Source organism: Acinetobacter junii (assembly GCF_018336855.1).
GTDB lineage: Bacteria > Pseudomonadota > Gammaproteobacteria > Pseudomonadales > Moraxellaceae > Acinetobacter > Acinetobacter junii.
Genome location: NZ_CP059558.1, coordinates 77,633 through 99,414 on the forward strand (window position 1 = coordinate 77,633; position 21,782 = coordinate 99,414).

The 21,782-nt window shown below is 39.1% G+C and carries 22 protein-coding genes; 8 read left to right on the forward strand and 14 right to left on the reverse strand.

The annotated features are described in order from the left end of the window. Window positions 1-7 precede the first annotated feature (7 nt). The 4 genes from nusB to H2677_RS00375 all read right to left on the reverse strand — a co-directional run bounded on the left by nusB (window position 8) and on the right by H2677_RS00375 (window position 3,739). Window positions 8-457 carry a transcription antitermination factor NusB gene (gene nusB / locus H2677_RS00360; RefSeq protein WP_004679125.1) on the reverse strand — a complete coding sequence of 150 codons (450 nt, stop codon included), beginning with the start codon at window positions 455-457 and terminating at the stop codon, window positions 8-10. 3 nt (window positions 458-460) lie between these two features. Further along, on the reverse strand, window positions 461-931 hold the full coding sequence (gene ribH / locus H2677_RS00365; protein WP_004637206.1) for a 6,7-dimethyl-8-ribityllumazine synthase: 471 nt from the start codon (window positions 929-931) through the stop codon (window positions 461-463). 11 nt (window positions 932-942) lie between these two features. Next, window positions 943-2,064, reverse strand: a complete 1,122-nt coding sequence (ribBA, locus tag H2677_RS00370) for a bifunctional 3,4-dihydroxy-2-butanone-4-phosphate synthase/GTP cyclohydrolase II (protein ID WP_004951142.1) — start codon at window positions 2,062-2,064, stop codon at window positions 943-945. Between the two features lie 370 nt (window positions 2,065-2,434). Next, a complete protein-coding gene (locus H2677_RS00375; protein WP_212638923.1) occupies window positions 2,435-3,739 on the reverse strand; it encodes a hypothetical protein in 1,305 nt (434 codons plus the stop codon). 61 nt (window positions 3,740-3,800) lie between these two features. Between H2677_RS00375 and serB the strand changes: the two genes are divergently transcribed. From serB to H2677_RS00390, 3 genes are all read left to right on the forward strand, one after another. Further along, window positions 3,801-5,021 carry a phosphoserine phosphatase SerB gene (gene serB, locus H2677_RS00380; RefSeq protein ID WP_212638924.1) on the forward strand — a complete coding sequence of 407 codons (1,221 nt, stop codon included), beginning with the start codon at window positions 3,801-3,803 and terminating at the stop codon, window positions 5,019-5,021. Between the two features lie 407 nt (window positions 5,022-5,428). Beyond that, window positions 5,429-5,764, forward strand: coding sequence for a ciprofloxacin tolerance protein AciT (gene aciT / locus H2677_RS00385; RefSeq protein ID WP_212638925.1), 336 nt, complete (start codon window positions 5,429-5,431; stop codon window positions 5,762-5,764). A 150-nt stretch (window positions 5,765-5,914) separates the two neighbouring features. After that, window positions 5,915-6,394 (forward strand): SCP-2 sterol transfer family protein, encoded by a 480-nt coding sequence (locus H2677_RS00390; RefSeq protein WP_212638926.1) that lies wholly within the window; start codon window positions 5,915-5,917, stop codon window positions 6,392-6,394. A 47-nt stretch (window positions 6,395-6,441) separates the two neighbouring features. Here the strand turns inward: H2677_RS00390 and dtd are convergent, their stop codons facing one another. Beyond that, window positions 6,442-6,882, reverse strand: a complete 441-nt coding sequence (gene dtd / locus H2677_RS00395; protein ID WP_212638927.1) for a D-aminoacyl-tRNA deacylase — start codon at window positions 6,880-6,882, stop codon at window positions 6,442-6,444. Window positions 6,883-7,031: 149 nt separating this feature from the next. Between dtd and pncB the strand changes: the two genes are divergently transcribed. The 3 genes from pncB to asd all read left to right on the forward strand — a co-directional run bounded on the left by pncB (window position 7,032) and on the right by asd (window position 10,331). Next, window positions 7,032-8,234 carry a nicotinate phosphoribosyltransferase gene (gene pncB / locus H2677_RS00400; protein WP_004910097.1) on the forward strand — a complete coding sequence of 401 codons (1,203 nt, stop codon included), beginning with the start codon at window positions 7,032-7,034 and terminating at the stop codon, window positions 8,232-8,234. Window positions 8,235-8,634: 400 nt separating this feature from the next. Beyond that, a complete protein-coding gene (locus H2677_RS00405; RefSeq protein WP_005403448.1) occupies window positions 8,635-9,483 on the forward strand; it encodes a sulfurtransferase in 849 nt (282 codons plus the stop codon). Next, window positions 9,480-10,331, forward strand: a complete 852-nt coding sequence (asd, locus tag H2677_RS00410; protein WP_168154639.1) for an archaetidylserine decarboxylase — start codon at window positions 9,480-9,482, stop codon at window positions 10,329-10,331. Before H2677_RS00405 ends, asd begins: the two co-directional genes overlap by 4 nt. 87 nt (window positions 10,332-10,418) lie before the next feature. Here the strand turns inward: asd and H2677_RS00415 are convergent, their stop codons facing one another. The 3 genes from H2677_RS00415 to H2677_RS00425 form a co-directional block, all read right to left on the reverse strand. Further along, on the reverse strand, window positions 10,419-11,360 hold the full coding sequence (locus H2677_RS00415; RefSeq protein ID WP_168154638.1) for an ankyrin repeat domain-containing protein: 942 nt from the start codon (window positions 11,358-11,360) through the stop codon (window positions 10,419-10,421). A 254-nt stretch (window positions 11,361-11,614) separates the two neighbouring features. Continuing rightward, window positions 11,615-12,025, reverse strand: coding sequence for a hypothetical protein (locus tag H2677_RS00420; RefSeq protein WP_099947858.1), 411 nt, complete (start codon window positions 12,023-12,025; stop codon window positions 11,615-11,617). A gap of 449 nt (window positions 12,026-12,474) precedes the next feature. Continuing rightward, window positions 12,475-13,362 carry a LysR family transcriptional regulator gene (locus H2677_RS00425; protein ID WP_099947859.1) on the reverse strand — a complete coding sequence of 296 codons (888 nt, stop codon included), beginning with the start codon at window positions 13,360-13,362 and terminating at the stop codon, window positions 12,475-12,477. A 95-nt stretch (window positions 13,363-13,457) separates the two neighbouring features. On the opposite strand from H2677_RS00425, the gene H2677_RS00430 reads away from it, so the two are divergent. After that, window positions 13,458-13,910 (forward strand): PACE efflux transporter, encoded by a 453-nt coding sequence (locus H2677_RS00430; protein ID WP_004965047.1) that lies wholly within the window; start codon window positions 13,458-13,460, stop codon window positions 13,908-13,910. Between the two features lie 100 nt (window positions 13,911-14,010). Here H2677_RS00430 and H2677_RS00435 read toward each other — a convergent pair whose 3' ends face one another. From H2677_RS00435 to H2677_RS00450, 4 genes are all read right to left on the reverse strand, one after another. Further along, complete coding sequence (locus tag H2677_RS00435; protein WP_199955436.1) at window positions 14,011-14,475, reverse strand: DUF2147 domain-containing protein; 465 nt, start codon at window positions 14,473-14,475, stop codon at window positions 14,011-14,013. A 122-nt stretch (window positions 14,476-14,597) separates the two neighbouring features. After that, entirely contained in the window at window positions 14,598-15,956 is a 1,359-nt protein-coding gene (gene phoR / locus H2677_RS00440; RefSeq protein WP_004910079.1) for a phosphate regulon sensor histidine kinase PhoR, read from the reverse strand. A gap of 8 nt (window positions 15,957-15,964) precedes the next feature. After that, the gene (phoB, locus tag H2677_RS00445; protein WP_004679100.1) at window positions 15,965-16,675 is read right to left on the reverse strand and encodes a phosphate regulon transcriptional regulator PhoB; all 711 of its coding nucleotides are present in this window, start codon (window positions 16,673-16,675) and stop codon (window positions 15,965-15,967) included. A gap of 250 nt (window positions 16,676-16,925) precedes the next feature. After that, entirely contained in the window at window positions 16,926-17,603 is a 678-nt protein-coding gene (locus H2677_RS00450; protein ID WP_004910075.1) for a TetR/AcrR family transcriptional regulator, read from the reverse strand. Window positions 17,604-18,066: 463 nt separating this feature from the next. On the opposite strand from H2677_RS00450, the gene H2677_RS00455 reads away from it, so the two are divergent. Then, on the forward strand, window positions 18,067-18,894 hold the full coding sequence (locus H2677_RS00455) for an SDR family NAD(P)-dependent oxidoreductase (RefSeq protein WP_004951173.1): 828 nt from the start codon (window positions 18,067-18,069) through the stop codon (window positions 18,892-18,894). 53 nt (window positions 18,895-18,947) lie between these two features. On the opposite strand, the gene H2677_RS00460 is transcribed toward H2677_RS00455, so the two are convergent. Both H2677_RS00460 and H2677_RS00465 read right to left on the reverse strand, forming a co-directional pair. Then, the gene (locus H2677_RS00460) at window positions 18,948-20,315 is read right to left on the reverse strand and encodes an MATE family efflux transporter (RefSeq protein ID WP_039047202.1); all 1,368 of its coding nucleotides are present in this window, start codon (window positions 20,313-20,315) and stop codon (window positions 18,948-18,950) included. Window positions 20,316-20,412: 97 nt separating this feature from the next. Then, window positions 20,413-21,567 (reverse strand): pyridoxal phosphate-dependent aminotransferase, encoded by a 1,155-nt coding sequence (locus tag H2677_RS00465; RefSeq protein WP_199955439.1) that lies wholly within the window; start codon window positions 21,565-21,567, stop codon window positions 20,413-20,415. Window positions 21,568-21,782: the final 215 nt, after the last annotated feature.

A 21,782-nucleotide genomic window follows, 5' to 3' on the forward strand; every position in this document is an offset into this window, starting at 1 on the left:
AAGCCTATTATTTCGCTTGTTGTTTTTCAGCTTCACGAAGCTTTGAAGAAAGACGATCTAATACACCATTGATGTATTTATGACTGTCTGCACCACCAAAGTGTTTTGCTAGCTCAATTGCTTCATCAAGTACAACGCGATAAGGAACTTCGAGATGATCTCGTAATTCATAAGCGCCCAATCGTAAGGTTGCAAGTTCTACACCATCAAGTGCAGATAGCTCACGGTCAAGTACAGGAATGAGTAACTCATCTAAAGCTTCATGTTGAGCAACCACTTGAGTGAGTAATTCATGGTAGTAGTTGAGGTCAACCTTGTGCATGGCATTTTCAACACGTGTACGTGCTTCAATTTCATGAACAGGATTTTGACTCATTTGCCATTCATAAATCCCTTGTACAGCAAAACGACGTGCTTTGCGTTTCGCTGCATAAGCGGCCTGAAGTGTTTGCGACATGCTTTAAATTGCCTTTAATAAGTTAACCATTTCGATAGCAGTAAGTGCAGCTTCGCTACCTTTATTACCTGCTTTCGTACCTGAACGTTCAATCGCTTGTTCGATGCTATCGGTAGTTAAAACACCGTTGATCACAGGCATTGTGCTTTCAAGTGCTACAACACCTAGACCTTTAGCACATTCACCAGCAACGAAGTCAAAGTGAGGTGTGCTACCACGAATTACTGCACCTAAAGCGATGATGGCATCAAATTTGTTTGAAGCCGCTAATTTCTTCGCAACGATCGGCAGTTCCCATGCACCTGGTGCATGAATCACGGTGATCGCATCTTCTGCAACGCCGTGACGTTTTAATGTGTCGATCGCACCTTCAAGTAAATGTTCTACAACGAAGCTATTGAAACGACCAACTAAGATCGCATAACGACCTTCGCTTGCGAGATGTAATAAACCTTCAATTCGGCGAATTGCCATAGCAACCTCGATTATTTTGCTGTGATTTGATCGGCAGTGATGTATTCCACCACCTCTAAATGAAATCCTGATAAAGCATTGAAACGAAGCGGAGAACTCAACAACTTCATTTTCTCAACACCAAGATCACGTAAAATTTGTGCACCGACACCAATTGTTTGATATTGCTGCGATAGTGCTGCATTTGATTTCAGTGGTTTTGGTTGGTTCAAATGATGAATGGCATGACCTAAATCTTCCAAGTGATCTTGTCCAATCCAAACCAATACACCACGGTCACTTGCAGCAATCGTTTTCATTGCAAGATCAAGATTCCATGCTGGAGAACCATCAGCTTTATTGAGCTTTAAAAGATCACGAACAGGATTGAATCCATGAACACGAACAGTGGTTACGCCTTCTTTCGGCTCACCTTTTACCAAAGCTAAATGAATATCTGGGTTACCGATTTCACGGTATTTATAAAGATCAAAAGTCCCGTATTCAGTTTGAATGGTTTCTTGAGATAAGCGTTCAACAGTTTGCTCGTTGGTCATGCGGTAGTGAATTAAATCCGCAATCGTACCGATCTTGAGACCATGCTTTTCTGCAAATACTTCTAAATCAGGACGGCGCGCCATAGTGCCATCTTCATTGATAATTTCACAGATGACTGAAGCAGGCTCTAAACCTGCTAAGCGTGTTAAGTCACATCCAGCTTCGGTATGACCTGCGCGGTGTAAGACACCACCTGGTTGAGCCATTAATGGAAAAATATGACCAGGTTGAACAATATCGCTTGGTTTAGCGTGGGCAGCTACAGCTGTGCGAATGGTATGAGCACGTTCTGCTGCTGAGATGCCTGTGCTGATGCCTTCGGCTGCTTCGATTGAAAGGGTGAAGTTCGTGGCATGTTGAGCGCCGTTTTGATCAACCATAAGCGGAAGGTTGAGTTGCTTACAACGTTCGCGGCTTAATGTCAGACAGACCAAACCACGTGCATGTGTAATCATGAAGTTAATGTCTTCAGGACGAACATGGGTAGCGGCGATGACTAAGTCACCTTCATTTTCTCGATCTTCGTCATCCATAAGGATAACCATTTTGCCTGCACGAATATCTGCGACAAGTTCTTCAACACGACTCAGCGGCATTCGCTTTCACCTTTTAAGCAGCCTTTTAAGGCATTAGTATTCGATAAATTTGGCATAGTTTACCGCATTTTAAAACTTTTCGCCTGTGCTTCTTATCGCACGTGACGAATTTATACATCATGCTGAGTAAATGCTTTTGTTCATCTAAATATTTGGTTTTGATTCAGAATATAATATTTTGTTTTTTCTAAAAATTTCATTGTTTTGCAATAATTTTTAACTCAAGCTGCGTTGAATCGATTTAAGAATATAGTTTGAGTGTGTTGATGTTTTATGCAAATCAAGCACTTTTTGATGGAATGAACTTTATCGTTATTCAAATAATAGCCCCATTTTATACTTAAAAAATGGGGCTATTTTATGAGGTGTATTACGAAAGGCTGGATGATTCAGATGAGACTTTTGCTTTTTTACCCATTAAAATTTCAGTGCGCAGATTTTGAGCTAAAGTTGCACACTCCTCATTCATACCATTAATCATAAATGCATGACGTGTCATGATGTTACTTGGGTTTGGCATTGCAACTAATTCATAGCTATGTTGAATCATTTTCAATTGCTCGTGATTCAAATGCAAGGCAGCTTCTTTTGCATGTAAATGTTGAGTTAGGCGTTTTGAAGCTTCAATTGCGTCGAGCTGCATGGCATCTACAGGGCTAGCAACAGAACCACGCGTTTGCAAGGCAAAGCGTTTGTCTTCGCGATAACGTTTATACAGTACTTCTGCGAGCAGTTGGAAAACAGCACCAATCATCATAAGACATTCTAAAGCATGTGTTTGATCTGACTGAGTACTTAAGGTTGCCCCTTCAGCATTAAACTCTTGTTCAACACAAATTTTAAATGGATCAATTTGATAATGTTTAGCACATAGATCAATACTTTTATCCAAAAATAACTGACATAGCTTAAAGTAAGGCAATGAAACGGATTGGTTAACACTATTTAAAAGTTGTTTTGGATCATAAAACTGGATGTTAAGCGCCAATGTATGCTGATCAACTTGAGGTGTTTCAGTGCTGACCTTCTCAACTCGCGTTTTGGGTTGTACTTTTGCTTGTTGTTGTGCTTGAGCGACCAAAGTAACGGTATTTTGTTTTTCTAATGCCAAAGCTTGAGTTAAACGTTGAATTTCATGCTTGAGATGATTTTCTTGATTGATACGAGCAAGATATTCGGTTCGCGTTGGGCGTGCAATAGCACGGTAGCCTAACCAAATTAATCCATGAATCAAGAGAGACAATAGAATCGCCAACCACTGTGTGCGCAAAATTTCACCAATACTTGGTTGTATCAGCGTTATTTCGACTGTTCCCACCTTCTTCTCATTCTGTAAGGCATCACGGACAAATACTTCGCCTTGACGAGTTTTAGCCATACCGCTAGTTGCTAACACTTGTTTGTTAGCATCCAAAATGCGGATTGAAGCAACACTTGGATTGGTCGCATAGCGATTAGCAACCAATGCTAAAGAAACAGTATTGGCGGGTTCCATTTCAGAAAGAGTATCTGCCACTAACTGACTGGTCATCAGTTGTCCTTGGCTGGCGCGGTTTTCATTGAGTTGATGAGTCGTTGCAATCACCAATAAAAAGGTATGCAAGGCAAAACTAACGATCAGTAGGCTAGCAAATAGCCCTTGGCGAGGCGCATTCAAGTTAAACTTCCAAGGCAAATAGATTCATGGGTTATGTTATGATTCTTACAATAGTTGTCGCTCTAACACGAGTCAATTCATGCGAGAAATCATTCTTATATCCTTTTTAGGACCAGATCAACCGAATCAGTTTACTCGATTAATGCAGGTACTCTCCGTACATTCTTTGCAAATACTCGATGTCGGTCAGGCGGTTATTCACAATCAACTGACCCTTGGGATCGTTGTTGCATCAGATAACGAGACTGCAACAGCATTAGCAATGAAAGAGATTCTGATTTTAGCACATGATATTGGCTTAACTGTGCGATTTAAACCAATCAGCAACGCAGAATATGACCAATGGGTGAGTGAGGGCGGACGTACACGCTATATCGTGACAGCTCTTGCACCTGAACTGACCGCTGCACATTTGCAAGCTGTGACTCAAATTGTTTCGGGTCAAGGGTTTAACATAGAAACGGTAACACGTTTATCAGGACGTTTAGAACTAGAAGAACAAAGTCAGTTCCCACGACGCGCTTGCGTTCAGTTCGGATTAAGTGGACAAATGCTGGATGCACAAGCAATGCGTGCTGCTTGTTTGAGTTTATCAGGTGAATTAAACATCGACGTTGCCGTACAAGAAGATAATGCTTATCGCCGTAATCGTCGCTTGGTTTGCTTTGATATGGACTCTACATTGATTGAGCAAGAAGTAATTGATGAGCTTGCTTTAGAAGCGGGTGTAGGTGAGCAAGTTGCTGAAATTACAGAACGTGCAATGCAAGGTGAGCTTGATTTCCAACAAAGTTTCCGTGCGCGTGTTGCGTTGTTAAAAGGCTTAGATGCATCTGTTCTGCCTAAAATTGCTGAGCGTCTAACTGTGACAGAAGGTGCAGAGCGCTTAATTTCAACGTTGAAAGCCTTGGGTTATAAGACAGCAATTCTTTCAGGTGGCTTCCAATATTTTGCAGAGTATTTACAAGTTAAACTTGGCATTGATGAAGTGCATGCCAATATTTTGGATGTGCAAGATGGGCTTGTCACTGGTGAAGTGAAAGGTGCGATTGTTGATGGTGCGCGTAAGGCAGAGCTGTTACGCCAGTTGGCTGATAAAATGGGTATCTCACTAGAGCAGGCGATGGCTGTTGGTGATGGTGCAAATGATTTACCAATGCTGTCAATCGCTGGGCTAGGTGTGGCATTCCGTGCGAAACCTCTAGTTCGTCAAAATGCCAATCAGGCAATTTCGAGTGTGGGTTTAGATGGCGTGCTTTATCTTTTAGGTATGCATGATAAAGACCTCAATCGAGCATAGATAAATGTAGATCTGAGCCATCAAATAAAGCCACAGATCATGTGGCTTTATTGATTTTATTGGCTGTCATCACTTCGTCATATTTATGTCTAAATGTATAGAAAACCTACAATTAAAAAATTCAGAAAAAAGTTTTTTTGAGGTCAAAATTAAGCGTATTTTTTTGTAATGACACTCAGTAATTGATGCTATATAGAAATTTCAGAATTTTGATTTTTAAAAAATGTAATTACAAAAGCATGTTGCGACATCTTGTGTCGTATCGTTAATTTTAAGCTCTTTTTTTCTAAAAAAAACGCTCCATAATGCATAAAGACGTTAATGCAACACGAAGTACTGTTAGAGATTACAGAACAATATAAGGTCTGAACGTTGATTCAGACATCCTTTTAAAGACGGAGGTTTCTATGGAAGCAGCGAATTTCACCATGTGGGTTGGATTTGGCTTGATCGCTGTCGCAATTATTGCTGTTTTCTTCTCTCCTTATCGTCGTTGGTTAGGTTTTATGTTGGCGGGTATGATTAGTTGGGGACTGCTCGAAGTGGTACGCTTTGGTGTGCAAACCATGTTCGAAATGTCTGTCGCTTATAGTTATCTGACAGCGCTCAGCCTTGCGATGGTGACGGTGACATTTATTCTTTTACGTGAAGACAAACAAGCACAAAAACAACTGGCAAATCGCCAGTATATTGAACACACGCCTGTTTATAAGGATGACCAACAACAATGTTCTAGTCGATAAATACATAATAATTCTAATCACATCAAAGGCGTGCTCAGCACGCCTTTTTTACATTCACTTTCTGAAACAAAGCTTTTACAGAGTTCTTCACAATTGTGCTAGGATACGGGTTGTCTTAATTTTCATCATTATACTGTGGGCATAATTGTCATGAAGCTTTCTTCTCTACCTGTGGTTAAGTTACCTATCGTTGATGTAAGTACAGATCCACTGGATTTGTTGGTGGCAGGTTTGGCGTTGCGTATGAAGCAATTGGCACGTACTAGCCCTAAGTTTATTGAGTTAGTTCATGATCGTGAATTTCGTATTCAAATTGGTACAGACTTGGGTATGGCACGTCAGATTATTGTCAATCACGGTAAGATCGATACAGTTGCGGGCAATCCTGAAAAAGCGGATTTTATTTTGCAATTTGCTTCAAGTGAGCAAGGCGTAAAAACTTTAGTAAAAGGCGACCCAACAGCATTCATGACAGGTATGCAAGACGGTAGCATTAAAATGGAAGGTGACTTTAGCTTATTGGTTTGGTTCAACCAAGCAGCGAAATTGCTTCCACCTAAAGTACCAAAACCTGTAAAAGAAAAAATTCGCCAAGCACGTGCGTTTATTAAAGAAAAAACAGGTAAATAACAAGCCTGAGAAAAACTCCCTAGATGGGAGTTTTTTATTGCTTAAAGTTATTCAATCTCAAGGTTAAAAGTCACAGGTCCATCATTCACCAAATGTACTTTCATATCCGCAGCAAAAATACCTGTTTGTACATTTTCAAATTGCAGTTGTGCGTATTCAACCAATTGCTCATAGAGTGCTTTGGCATCTGAAGGTGGCATCGCAGGTCCAAAGTCTGGTCGTAACCCTTTTTGAGTTTGTGCCATGAGCGTAAATTGAGATACCAATAAAATACCGCCACTGGCCTGACTCACATTCCACCCCATCTTGCCATTTTCATCGTCAAAGATTCGATATTTGAGAATCTTATCGATCAGTTTCTGACCCTTTTCTAAAGTATCGTCTTTCCCTAAGCCTAGAAAAACCAATAAGCCTTTTTCAATCTCGCCCGTGGTTTGTCCGTCCACAACCACTTTTGCTTCAAGAACTCGCTGAATTAATGCACGCATAACTTTAAAAATTGGATGATAGGAGATGCGCAATTTTAGCAGAGCAAAAGGATAAAAATGAGTCGTGCAGCAAAAGTCTACTATTCAATCTTCAGCGTTTGGTTGTATAACAACAGATATCTAATAAAAATTGGTTAAAACCATCCTTTATGCCTGCCATTATTCGATCTTTACTCGACACGGACTTGTATAAATTCACGATGTTGCAAGTCGTGCTACATCAGTTTCCGCAAACTCACAGTGTTTATTTATTTCGTTGCCGCAATTTAGATGACACGGTTTATCCGCTAGTTGAGATTTTGGATGATTTGAACCATCAACTTGATTTGTTGTGTGAGCTGCGCTTCACCGATGATGAGTTACAGTATTTACGTTCCTTGCGTTTTATTAAAAGTGATTTTGTTGATTACTTAGAGTTATTTCAACTTAAACGTCGTTTTATCCAAGCCAGTATGGATGAGGCAGGTCGGCTCGATATTCGAATCGAAGGTCCAATGGTACAAGCCATGATGTTTGAGATTTTCGTTTTAGCTATCGTCAATGAGCTGTATTTCCAACGCATCCGTAATGATGACGTTTTTGTAGAAGGCGAGCGCCGTTTACAGCAGAAGCTAGTTCAACTACAAGATTATGCTCAGCAACAGCAAGAAAATGATCCTCCATTCTTGGTCTCAGATTTTGGAACACGACGACGTTACAGTTTTGAATGGCAAAAACATGTAGTTCAAGCCTTTCACTCAGCTGCACCCAAAGTTTTTCGTGGCACCAGCAATGTGCTGTTAGCGAAAGAATTAGGCATTAGCCCGATCGGAACCATGGCACATGAGTTTTTACAGGCTTTTCAGGCATTGGATGTTCGGTTACGTAATTTCCAAAAAGCGGCTTTAGAAGCGTGGGTACAAGAGTATCGAGGGGATTTGGGTATCGCTTTGACCGATGTGGTTGGGATGGATGCTTTCCTGCGAGATTTTGATCTGTATTTTGCCAAATTATTTGATGGTTTGCGCCATGATAGTGGTGATCCTTATGAATGGGGTGATAAAGCCTATGCGCACTATCGCAAATTAAAAATAGATACCAAGACCAAAATGTTAACTTTTAGTGATGGTTTAAATTTAGAGAAAGCATGGTTATTGCATCAATATTTTAAAGATCGCTTTCAGGTTAGTTTTGGTATTGGAACTAATCTCACCAATGACATGGGACAGACACCGCTTAATATTGTTTTAAAACTGGTGGAATGTAATGGGCAATCGGTAGCAAAAATTTCTGATAGCTCAGGCAAGACCATGAGTGATAATGAAACGTTTTTGGCGTATTTGCGTCAGGTGTTTGAGATTGAAGAGGCCTAGTTATTCTTTCATACTCAAAATTTGGTACGGCTGTGGAATCGCTCAAATGTTATGAGAGATCTGTAATAGGTACTCTTTACTTTTGAAAGATCCAAAGTAGCAAAAATCTTTTGTTGAACTGACGGCACATCCTCAGCAATTTCAAAGCAACGCTTTGGAAGCAGCGCAAGGCAGTCACAGAGACGGCATGGATGCCGCCTCTGCACCAGTAAATTTTTTCGACAGGTTTATATGGCTTAACTTTCGCAATTGTCAGCAAATTTTATGCTTTAAATCTAAAATCGTTGGGTTTTTTCCTATATCTTGTTTTCTGCTAAATGAATATGAAAAATCAGACAAAGATAAAAAGTGAGCTATGCTAAAATTTGATGCAATGCTGTAATTACAAGACACCATAACAATGACTGACACAGATTTTAAATTAGGTTTATTGATTGAACCTGAACAACTTGTACCATACTTGGGTCATGAGTTGATTCGAGTGATCGATCTAAGCCGAGCTTCGGTTTATGAGCAACTGCACATTCCACATGCCATTCATTTGCAACCTAAATATTTAGTTGCGCAGAATGAACAAGCGAATGGTGTATTGCCAGATGTCGATGGTTTAAAAACCTTGATTGAGAAATTAAATATTTCACCGCAACATCATGTAGTGGTTTATGACGACGAGGGTGGTGCTTGGGCAGGGCGTTTGATTTGGAATTTACACTGCTTAGGTTTCACACGTACCAGTTTGATTAATGGTGGTATTCACGGCTGGTTAGGTGCAGGTTTACCAACCACGTCTGAAGTTGAACCATACAAACCTGTTGCAGAGTTAGTTGCTATTGATGAGCAGGCGGTACAACAGCATCGTATTGAATATGATGAACTCCTCAATGCAGTCAATCATAAGAATATTCAACTTTGGGACTGCCGTACCATAGATGAATATACGGGTTTACGTCTTGCTGCGCGACGCGGTGGTCACATCCCAAATGCGTTGCATTTTGAATGGAGTACTGCCCTAAACCGTGAAAATCATCTAAAATTACACCCACTTGAACGCACTCAACAACGTTTGGAACAATTAGGCTTTAATTTACAACAACCTGTGGTGGTGTATTGTCAGTCACATCACCGTTCGGGCTTGGCGTATATCTTGGCAAAATTACTCAATTGGCAAGTGAGAGCCTACGATGGTGCGTGGAGTGAATGGGGCAATCGCCTCGATAGTCCTATTATTTCAGGGGAGTCACCATCTTGAGTTTTTCAGCAGAACTAAAAAAACAACTTTTTATCAAAGCACAAAACTTAGTACCTCAACATCAACTGAGCCGTGTTATCGGCAAAGTGGCAGCCAGTGAAAATGTTTTGGTAAAAACTGCTGTGATTCAGGCATTCAAAGCGAAATACGGCATTGACATGAGCATTGCTGAGCAGACTAATCCGAATCAATATAAATCATTTAATGAGTTCTTCACTCGTGCATTGAAGGAAGGTGTACGCGGTGTGGACGAGCGTGCAGATAGTATTGTTTGTCCTGCGGATGGTGCAATTTCTCAGCTGGGTAAGATTGAGGCAGGTGATATTTTCCAAGCCAAAGGTCAAAGTTTTTCTGTAGAGAAATTGATTGGTGATCCGCAACTTGCAAAGCCATTTGTAGATGGTCAGTTTGCAACAGTTTATTTATCACCAAAAGATTATCACCGTGTACATATGCCATTTGCAGGTACATTGACTGAAACTTTATACATTCCAGGTGAGTTGTTCTCAGTTAATCAAACGACTGCTGAAAATGTACCAGGTTTGTTTGCGCGTAATGAGCGTATGGTATGTTTGTTTGATACAGAACTTGGTCGTATGGCGGTGGTTTTAGTTGGTGCGATGATTGTGGCTGGGATTGAAACTGTTGCGACAGGTAAGGTAAAACCTTCAGGTAAAGTTGAATTACAGCATCATCAAATGCAGTTAGATAAAGGTGCTGAGTTAGGTCGTTTCTACTTAGGTTCTACTGCGGTGGTTTTATTTGAAAAAGATAAAATGGTATGGGAAGAGCAGTTTAAAGCGAACTCGACTGTGGTGATGGGTGAGCGTTTAGGACATTCGATTTAATCTATATAATTATAAAAAGCCCCTATCGATAGGGGCTTTTTGTTTTACGTATTTCGCATAAGGCGTATTATGTTAATTTTAGGGAAACTAATTAAAAGCTTCTAGGTACTTTATTAGTTCAGTTTTCCCTTGTTTCTGTGCTCTTTCAAATGCTGTTTCCTTGTATTTATTTTTATGTTTCATATCTATTCCATATTCAGCTAAGAACTGCAATCCGTATAAATTATTATAATCTACGAAAACATGTGGCATTTGGAAAATTGGATCTTTACCTAATGGGTCACAACCTAAATCTATCAGTAATTTATAAATTTCAGCATTCTGATTGAGTCCAGCAATAGCTAAGCCCTGTTGTGTTACTGTCTTAATAAAATATTCTTTAAAATGATCGAAAAAATAAAAAACCATTTCATCTGAATATATAAACGCCAATTCAAGTGGTGTGTATACAAATGATTTTTTCTTTGGGTCTGCACCTAACTCTAATAGCTTCTTTGCTAATTTAATATTATTCGCTTCAATACTTAATCCTAAAGGTGTTCCTACACCTTTAAGATTTCTATTTAATTCACTTTTACTTATTTTCTTTGAGAGTAAAAAATCTATCTGATCTACTAAATTAAGATGGCAAGCATATACTAGGGTCTGCTTTATTTTTTCTTTTTGAAGGCTTTTCTGTAATTGAATTTTACGGTCTTCCTCAGATGGAATCACATCATAAGTTTGATATAAGATCAATTCCATTGCATCATCCCAAAATAATTCAGGATTGTAGCCAGTATGAAGTATTACTTTTTTATCAATAGAATAATAACTGTAAATACCATTATCTAATTCATAATTATCCATAAGATTATGTATTTCTTGAAATATATCTTCAGCATTTCCTAGATTTTTGAATTCTTTCTTATCTGTTTCATAAACCGTCGCATACCTTAAGTGAATAGTTTTATTCATCATAAAGAAAAAATCTTGAGTAAGCTTTAAGCTATCTACTTTTCTTAAAATTGTATCTATTGTTGGATTCATAAATTGAGTTAAATATCATAAATTTTCATTTAGTATAAAAGAAAACTTTTAAAATATTGAGTCCATTTAACATAATGGCGCTTATGCGAAATCAATCTTTATTATTTATTTAAAATCAAAAACTTAAAAATTTTCTACCACCCTAAAAACAACAAAAAGCCGACACAGAAACATGTCGGCTGCTTTTTAAGCACTTTTGTCACTTTTAGCCGATAAGATGGGTTAAAAAACGTTCAAAATTTCCATTTATTTCGCTAGCCTTCATTAACATCACAACTACTAAGCAATGTATTCAATACAAATGCCTCATTAGCTACACCATTTAACCCCTCATACTCAAAGTCGTAAAGACCTTTAACTAGAACAGTTAACTTATTTTGCCTGCTTAGAAAAAAACTCAAACCTGTTACATCTACAGGGTGATGCGCCCCACCTAAATATATAGAACCACTTAAATCACCTTGAGTAAAAGTCAAAGATTTATTAACTAAATTGCAAAGTTTTGTTGATGGTAAGTCAATATCATCTAAACGAATTATTGGACTTACAAGATCATCTTGGTAGATAAATGGTTCCATAAAAATATGGATAGATATTTCAGAATCTGAAGAACTAAAAATTATTGCATGTTTGGCAACTAAGTCTTTTATGTTAAATGTTCGCATATGTAGTTGATATAAATAAAAGATTATTGATTTTATATCAATATCTTTTATTTTTAATTAATAATGATGGAATCTTTCTTTAAATCTCAACCCACTTAATATAATGGTTGTTATGCGAAAAATATATTAAATCAAATGCTTGTGTATTTTTCGTGTTCCTAAAAAAGCAGCCGACTTAGACAAGAGTTAGCTGCTTTTTAAGCATGTTTGATATTTCTTGCCAAGTATAAAACTAATTCTGTAAGCCATTTCCTACACCGATTAACGTCAATGTCCCATTTTCAGCCTAAGTTAAATTCCCTAATATGAATTCATCAGGAACAGGAAGTTCCAAAACATAAAACAATAATAATAAGTTTGAGCATCAGGATGTGAGATATGACAGGAGTTGTATCTAGTGAAAGGAATACGAAAAAGCCCGACAGGATGTCGGGCTTTTTTCTTTTTCTTTAAAGCTGTTGTTTTGCCCAAAGTTCTATCAGCAATTGAAGTATTTTAGTGAGAGGTTTATAACTAGGCCAAATCGCATGGATTGGCATATCTAGTCCGTTGGTGGTATCACTAAACTCCAAACGAACCAAACTTTGTTTAGCAAAATGCTCATGGACGATAGACAACGGAAAATTACCCCAGCCGAGTCCTTGCTCCACCATCCCAATTGCCATCGATAAATTATCCGTATGCCAGTAGGCATCTGAGACCAAAATACGAGGGTCGGGGAGAGGATAATTTTTACTTGCCACAATAATTTGTCGAAGCTCAGATAACATCGTCAGTTCATTTTTATGTTGTGCCCGAAGCTGTTGTGCTTCTTTAGGGGAAATCGCAGCAACAAATTTTTCAACACTCAATAAGCGGAAGCGTTCATTGGTATCAATCGTAGATGAACTATAAGCAACATACAGATCGATTTCATTATTTCTAAGGCGTGCTTTGAGTTCTTGCTGTGCTGCGCAGTGCATTTCGATATTTAACAGCGGATAGCGATGCGTTAAATCTTCGATGCCTGCCAATACAATTTTTTGATTAATATCAGCCGCAACGCCAATTTTAAGATTTGTTTCCAATCCCATAGAAAGCTCGGTGAGATGCATTTCAAGTTGACGCAATTTGGTCACAATTAATCGTGCATGCGGTTCAATAGATAGGGCAATCTCGGTAGGCTCTAAATAATTTTTGCTACGTTCAAATAATTTTAAATTCAATTCTGCTTCTAAATTCGCAATGGCCATACTCACAGCCGAAGGAACTCGATTTAAAGCACGTGCTGCAGCAGAGAAATTGCCTCGATCAATCACTTCAAGAATTAATTCCAGCTGTTCACTATTCATATTTATCTCTGCCTTGCTTGTCAGAAAAACTGATCACGATTAACTTTTTTTATCAGAAAGAGCACGTAAAATCCACCTTTTGTTGATTTTGAGGTGCTGTCATGCAAGGAATGAAAAGAAGAGTGACCTATGTATTTTTCTATGAAGTGCTCAGTTTTTTGATTTGTGCGATGATTTTGGCTGTACTTTCAGGCTCAACGATCAGCCACACTGGACCTTTGTCATTATTAATTGCGGTGATCGCTGTCAGCGTAAATTTCTTTTACAACTATGCCTTTGAATGGTGGGAAAAACGACAGCATTCTAAGACACGAACCATTTTTAGACGTATCGCCCATGCTATCGGTTTTCAAGTGGTCTTAGTCACTATTTTGATTCCATTGATTGCTTGGTGGATGCAAATCAGTTTAGTTAAAGCTTTCTTATTAGATTTTAGTTTGATGATCATCATTCCATGCTATACCTTTGTTTATAACTACTTTTTTGATCATTTATTTGGTTTACCCAGTCACTTGCTTGAAACTAAACCATTGCCTTCAACGACTAAGCTTTAATTTAAATCAAAGCCAATTCACGCAATCATGATTGCATATAAAAATGGGGACTTATAAAAGCCCCCATGTTTTTATCTATGATATTAAGCGATGTATATTTTTATAAGCGAATCCATGTCATAGCACGAAAGCTATTATTATTTGGATGTTTGGCACTGATATTTAGCATTTTACCAGTTTTGCTTAAACGTCCTTGAATACTGTATTTATGACCATCATAAGGGTTGATCCAGACACCTTGACCAAATTCCTCATCTTGATTGAGTTTTTTGAGCTTAGTTAATACTTCCATACCGACGATAGGTTGATCTTTCAACGCACCTGTACATTTTGTGCAAGTAGTCGGAGCGACCTCTTTAGCGGAGGGATACATTTTGACGATGACAGCACTGTATTGTTCTGTTTTAGAATTGCGTCGAATCACAATATCTGACACATAAGAACCAGTGCGTTCATCGACAACTTTCCATGTACCAATTAAAGGATCAAAAGGGCTTGCTTGAATATGAAAAGCAGTACTGAGTCCGAGGAGTAACGCAAAGCTGCGAATTAAAGAAATAATCATAAGTCGTTTTTACATCGAGATGAAGTGTAGAAATAGCGAAATGAAACAACAACTTATTATATTATTTAAAAGTATAGAAAAACATCATAAATCAGGGAACTTGGCAGTTCCCTGTAATTATTTTAGATCATATGGTAAAGGCGTTCTTTCGGGAACACGGCTGTAAATGTAGAGCCTTCATTTTCTTTAGAGGTGATTTCGAGATGCGCACCATGCTGCATCAGCACATGCTTAACGATCGCTAGACCTAGACCTGTGCCGCCAGTTTGACGACTGCGAGCGCTATCAACCCGATAAAAACGCTCCGTGAGACGAGGGAGGTGTTTAGGGTTGATCCCAATACCATTGTCTTGAACAGAAAAATAGGCATGATCACCATCTTCGTGCCAACCAATGGTAATAATTCCACCTTTGGGTGTGTATTTAATGGCATTGGTAATTAAGTTGCTGAAAGCACTAGCAATTTCCATGTCTGAACCAATCAGATCACAGTGGCTATCAATATCTAAGTTGAGTGTATGACCATAGTCGAGATTGTAGGCACGTGCATCATCAAATAATTGATTCATCAGATTTGCCATATCAATAATCTGATTTTTAGCGACTTTTTTATTATTCTCTAAATTGGATAATAGTAATAAATCATTGACCAAAGCATTCATACGCTTGGTTTGCGACTGCATCTGGGTAAATGCACGTTTCCAACGTGGGGTAATATCATCTTGATCGGTAAAGGTTTCAAGGTATCCGCTCAATACCGTCAGTGGCGTGCGTAGCTCGTGGGAAATATTATCCACGAAATCTTTACGCATCTGTTCAAGGTTATGCATACGAGTAATGTCATGTGCAACCAAGAGACGGCTTTCCCCACCAAAACGTGTGATTTTAACTTGTACATAACGCTCTTCGTCCATCTGTGCTTGAAGACGAATTCCATCTGGCGCTTGATCACTATTTTTGAAATATTCAATGAAATTGGGTTGACGCAAAATAGAGAGTAAATTGCGACCACGATCTAAAGGATTAATTCCCAATAACTTTTCAGCAGCAGGATTCCACCATTCAATCTGATGCTGATCATCGATTAAAACCACCGCTTCAGCTAATGCAACTAATGATGACTGAGCACGATCTATTAATCCCACCATCTCAGCTTGTACGATTCGTTCTTGGCGTTGTGCGCGGTAGACATTAAATAATAGTGCGCCCCAAATGCCATTTAAATTAGGTGGCATATCGTAGGGACGATTTGAAATCCAATCATTGACTAGATAAAGCGAGCGGAGCTGCAAAAGGAAGAAAACAACAAAGGCAACAAAGATACAGCTCCAAAAGTATCCAACCCCAAATCCAATTAAGCTTGCAATCAATAAGAAAAACATCAATAGTCTTAAATCTTGTTTTGCAAACGTCCACAAACTGCTGTAACGAAATTGTTGGTGCTCACGTGCCAGTTCAGGGACGGGATAAGGTTCATACATAAAGGGTTTTAACCTGCTGCTAAGTCAGCTCGTGTAGAAAAACGATAACCAGTGCCACGTACCGTTTGAACAAAACGATCAACACCAAAGGGTTCTAACACTTTGCGCAAACGACGAATATGTACATCAATAGTACGGTCTTCGATATATACATTGCCGCCCCAAACTTGGTCAAGTAATTGAGCACGTGTATATGCACGTTCAGGGTGAGTCATAAAGAAAGCAAGCAAACGATATTCAGTCGGCCCCATCTCGAGGATACTGTTTCCAAAACTCACACGCTGGCTGACAGGATCAAGCATTAAGCCATTGGCATCAATAACTTTTTCACCGCTTAGCGCATTGGCACGACGTAACACGGCTTTAATACGTGAAACCAGTTCACGCGTCGAAAATGGTTTGGTCATGTAGTCATCAGCACCAGCATCAAGACCTTGAACTTTATGGTCTTCTTCACCGCGTGCAGTCAACATGATCACAGGAATTTCTGCTAAGTTTTCATCGCGTTTTAGGCGACGGCACAAATCGACACCACTCACACCACCCGGTAGCATCCAATCCAGCAAAATAAGAGCAGGACGCTGGTCAACAATAATCTGATGCGCTTGTTTAGCATCTTCCGCTTGCAAACATTGGAAGCCTGCCATATCCAAAGATGTATGGATCATTTCGCGGATCGGTAGTTCATCATCGACAATTAAAATATAGTCATCTTTCACAGCGCAATACCCTTAATATCTGTAACGGTGAACCGTTTTGTTGTTATGACAGGCTTATTACAAAGATTAATTATGACAATATCATTGCAAAAGAGTTAATAAAGTCGAATTTAGCAATAAATTGTGACAATTGTGGGGCAGAGCAATGACCAAATGATGACAGGTTGCTGATTAATAAATCAAATGAATTCATTCGTTTAATCGGATCATCATTTAAGTATATGCTTTGTAACAAAACTGTAAAAGGATTTTAATTTTTTTGTGATGTGGTTTCGATAAAGGATAAAAACACGGCACAGCAGGCTGCAAGAACTTCATCAAGTGGTTGTTTGAAGCCTTCAGAGACCCAACGAATAATAATATGAGTCACGTATCCATTCAGCCCTGTAGCCATTAACGACACTTCATCATTGCCTTGAGGGGCATTCGGCATCGTGATCATGACGAAAGCCTGAATAATACGGTCAAATTGCGTCAATGTTTCTTGAATAGTGGCTTGATTATGTAAGTCTTGAACGAGCATGGCATCAATATAGATGATACGTGCCATACGCGGATCATCTTTAATTGCAGTGAGCAATGCAGATAAACCCGCAGTCACCATGTTTTTAGGTTCAGGGGCAGCCATGATGACCGCTTGGGTCAAGCAAGTTTGCATTTTTCCAATCATTTTTAAGAAAACGGTTTGGAATAATTCTTCACTTTTCTTAAAAGATTCATAGAAATAGCGTTCAGTAAGTTTTGCCTCATTACAGACATCTTTCACAGTGACAGAGAAAAAACCTTGTGTCCCGTAAGTGGCGATACCCGCCTCAATCAGTTTCTCTCGGCGCGCTTCTTTACGCTCACTCAAAGACAGCCCTTTAAATTGGCGTTCTTTCGCGTCAACATTCTTTTTTTTACGTGTCGCCTGATCTTGAGTCGTCATTAGAAAAACCGTTCCCTAAAAAATCTTTAAATCGTGTGGCTCGGACGAGTTTGCATTGAATTACTGTCATTTCAGATCAAAAATCATGAAGATGACCATCCATACCACAACTTGCAAAAGGTAGACAAAATTATTCCCCTTGTTAAATTTTATAACGAAGTTTGTGGAAACATCTTAGCCCTAACACTCTCGACAATAACATTTTTTACCAATTGTCGATTCTTTATGCGGCTCTAGCATAACTAAATTCCACACAATATGCTTTGTCTCGTTCCAAGATCTTAGGTCATGAAATGTAAATAGACCTAATATGACAAGCAATATGTTGATTCTTGCCATTTGTCTTAAAGTGATATTGTACTATATTGACAATATGTATTGTCAAAATTATATTGGTTATAACTCAAACTGCACATGATCTACTCAAATGTGTGCAATTCATTCGCAATACAAAGGATAGGCAATGAAAAATTTTAAAAATAAAGTCGCAGCGATCACAGGTGCAGGTTCTGGGATTGGACAACAACTGGCAGTTTTATTGGCTAAACAAGGATGTCACTTGTCATTGAGCGATATCAATGAAAAAGGCTTGGCACAAACTGTTGAGCTTGTGAAAGATAATCCAATTACAGTTACAACCAAAGTGCTTGATGTTTCTGATCGCGAAGCGGTAAAACAATGGGCACAAGAAACAGTTCAAGATCATGGTTGTGTCAATATGATCTTTAACAATGCAGGAGTTGCATTGGGTTCTACCGTTGAAGGTGCAAGCTACGAAGATTTAGAGTGGATCGTCGGAATTAACTTCTGGGGTGTGGTCTATGGAACTAAAGAATTCCTTCCATTCATCAAACAAACTAAAGATGGTCACATCATCAATATCTCAAGTATTTTTGGTTTAACATCACAACCAACTCAATCTGCTTATAACGCAACAAAATTTGCGGTACGCGGTTTCACAGAGTCATTACGCCAAGAACTTGATATTGAAAAGAGTGGTGTAAGTTCACTTTGCGTACACCCAGGTGGTATTCGTACCAATATTGCCAAAGCTGCAAAGATGAACGACAGCTTAAAGAGCCTAGGTATGGATCCAGGCAAATCAATCAAGCAGTTTGATAAATTCTTGCGTACACCACCAGAAGAAGCTGCACGTCAAATTTTAAATGCGGTATTAAAAGATAAACGCCGTTTGTTGATTGGAACAGATGCTCGAATTGTAGATTCTTTCCAACGTCTATTCCCTACGGGCTATCAACGTATTGCAGCTTTTGCAACTAAGATGCTTTAAGCTTTATATGCTTGATCAAAAAGCCATTCAGATTTGAATGGCTTTTTTATTTATTAGATGAGTCGTTTAATATCACGTTTTTTCCAGACAAATTGATAATAACTTGCTTGAAAAATACATAGACATACAAAGGCGAGCGCGTAAGCCGTCCAAATACCATTTAAGCCCCACATAGAACTAAACCAATAAGCACAAGGCACTTCGATCAGAAGGATGGTCAAAATATTGATCATCATTGGGACATTGACTGTACCACTGGCACGCATGATTGAAGCAAAGATAGCACTTGCACCAAAAAACAAAATTGACCATAGCACAATAAATAATAGCTGTTGCCCTAATACCACCACACTGTGATCGGTGATAAAAAGCGCCATTAAATACTTAGAAAATAGATAAGCCAAAGTGATGAGTGTTCCTGTAAACAAGATATTCATGCCTAAGGCAGTCCGTGTCACTTTAGCCAATAAGTCGGACTTTCCAGCCCCAATTGCTTGCGCTGCAAAGATTGATGCTGCTATGGAGATCGACATAGCTGGAAATTGAATGTAATTCAGAACTTGATTGACTGCGCCATATGCGGCAGTTGCGTGTGCGCCATAACGATTAACTAAGCCAATAATCACTAAGCCAGCCAAAGACGTCGTGACCATTTGTACGCCTGTCGGAATACCCAGTTTTAAAATTAATTTACTTAAATTTGGATCGTGACGAATACTTCGAATCAGTTGTCGATCAATTTTAAGAGGATGATTTTTATAATTTAAGTAGAAAGCTAGAAAAATGAGTACAGCCGCATAACCCATGATGGTGGCAACTGCAGGTGCGATAATGCCTAATTCAGGAAAACCAAAATAGCCTTTTAATAAAACAGGTGTAACCACCAAGCCAATTAAACTGGTTAAACTCAAGGCAATTAGCGGTGTCACGCTATCGCCAACACCCCGTAAAATCGAGGTATAAATAATATAAACAAATAATAACGGACTACCCACTAGCATCCATTGAACGTAGGGTAATGATAGATGCATGACTTTAGGATCGGTGCCCAACACATTTAAAATCTGCTCAGCAAATACCAGCCCTAAAATGGCAATCAAGGTGCCACCGATCAGGGTAATAAATAATGTTGAGCCGATAACACAGCGCACCTTTTCAAGATTTTGTGCTCCCCATGCTTGCCCAACTAATACGGTAGTGCCTGCTGAAATTCCAATCACAAACGCCAAGAGGAAAAACAGGATAGGGAAAAACACAGAAACGGCTGCAATTGCATCCACGCCCATCATCTGACCGACAAAAATCGTATTAATCGTACCCGAAAGATTCTGCAAAATATTTGTGGCGATTAGCGGGACAAGAAAAACAAAAAAGGTTTTCCAGAGATTGGGTTGCATCACCAACGTTTGGCGTGGCGTCATTTAAACTCCTTTACGCGTCTATTGGAAACGCAAATCATCTCTTCAAAATAACATATGCAGCACGAGCTTGGGTTGAGTTCGGTTTATGTTTTGTTGATCAACACTGTACGAGGATTTCTCCCGCACGTTGCAAGGTTATATCTGTTTTAGCAAAACAAAATCGAATGAGTCTGAGCGATTCAGGGGCTTGCTGATAAAAGACAGAAATTGGGATAGCGACAATTTTGTGTTGCTCTGCAAGGAATTGGCACATCTCCACATCATTCAGATCAGGTCGAATCTCACTATAGTCGAGGTTTTGGAAATAGGTTCCCTGAGATGGTAGAAATTTAAAACGTGAGTCTCGGATTTGAGCATTAAAACGATCACGTTTTGCTTGGTAGAAATGAGGAAGTTCTTGAATATGCTCAGGATGCTGCTGCATATAATTAGCCAGTGCGATTTGGCATGGTGTAGTACCACAAAAATTTGCGTACTGATAAATCTGTCGAAATAGACGCATTAATTCTGGTGCAGCAACACAATATCCTGTTTTCCAACCCGTGACATGATAGGTCTTTCCGAAAGAACCAATGACATAACTACGTTCACGCAGTTCGGGAAAACTTAGAGCACTAAAATGTTTTTGCCCATCAAAGACCAGATGTTCATAAACTTCATCAGACAATACAACAATATTTTTATCTTCAATAAGTTGAATCAGTTGTTGCCAGTCCTGCTCTGACCAAATTGCTCCTGTAGGATTATGTGGTGTATTGACAATAATCATGCGAGTTTTGGCAGTGATGCTGTCTTGAACCCTTTGCCAATCTACCTGAAATGAAGGTGCTTCCAAATGAATATGAATCGACTTACCACCTGCGAGTTGTACCGCAGGTGCATAACTGTCATAGCTTGGATCAAAAATAATAACTTCATCACCTGCGTGGATACAGGCTTGGATTGCACAGAAAATGGCAATGGTTGCACCAGGTGTAATGGTAACTTCGGTGATGGGGTCGCAATTTAATTGATCACGTTGCAGAAATTGTTGTGCTAACTGTTCGCGCAGAGCCAATACACCATCTCCTGCTGGGTATTGGTTATAGCCATTTAATGTTGCTTGGCTAAGTGCTTCTAACAGAGCGTGTGGGGCAGGAAAATCAGGAAAACCTTGTGATAGGTTCAAGGCATTGAGCCTGTGAGCGAGTTCAGTCATTACACTAAAAATGGTCACACCTTGACTTGGAAGTTTTGACTGAAGTTGCAGCATGGTGATTAACCTAATTTACGTTTTGTTTTGAGTTGATTGTATCGGTAAAAGGATGAGATATCCAAATCGTCGCAACTGGTGCGAATAGAGATTTGCGTCGCTTCCTTGCTTCAATAATGTGCTAAATATCAAGAGAAATAGTGGAATAGTGTCTTAATAAAAACAATAGTGACAGAATTGGTCATTTTTTAGTTAAATTTGTCTAATAAATTATT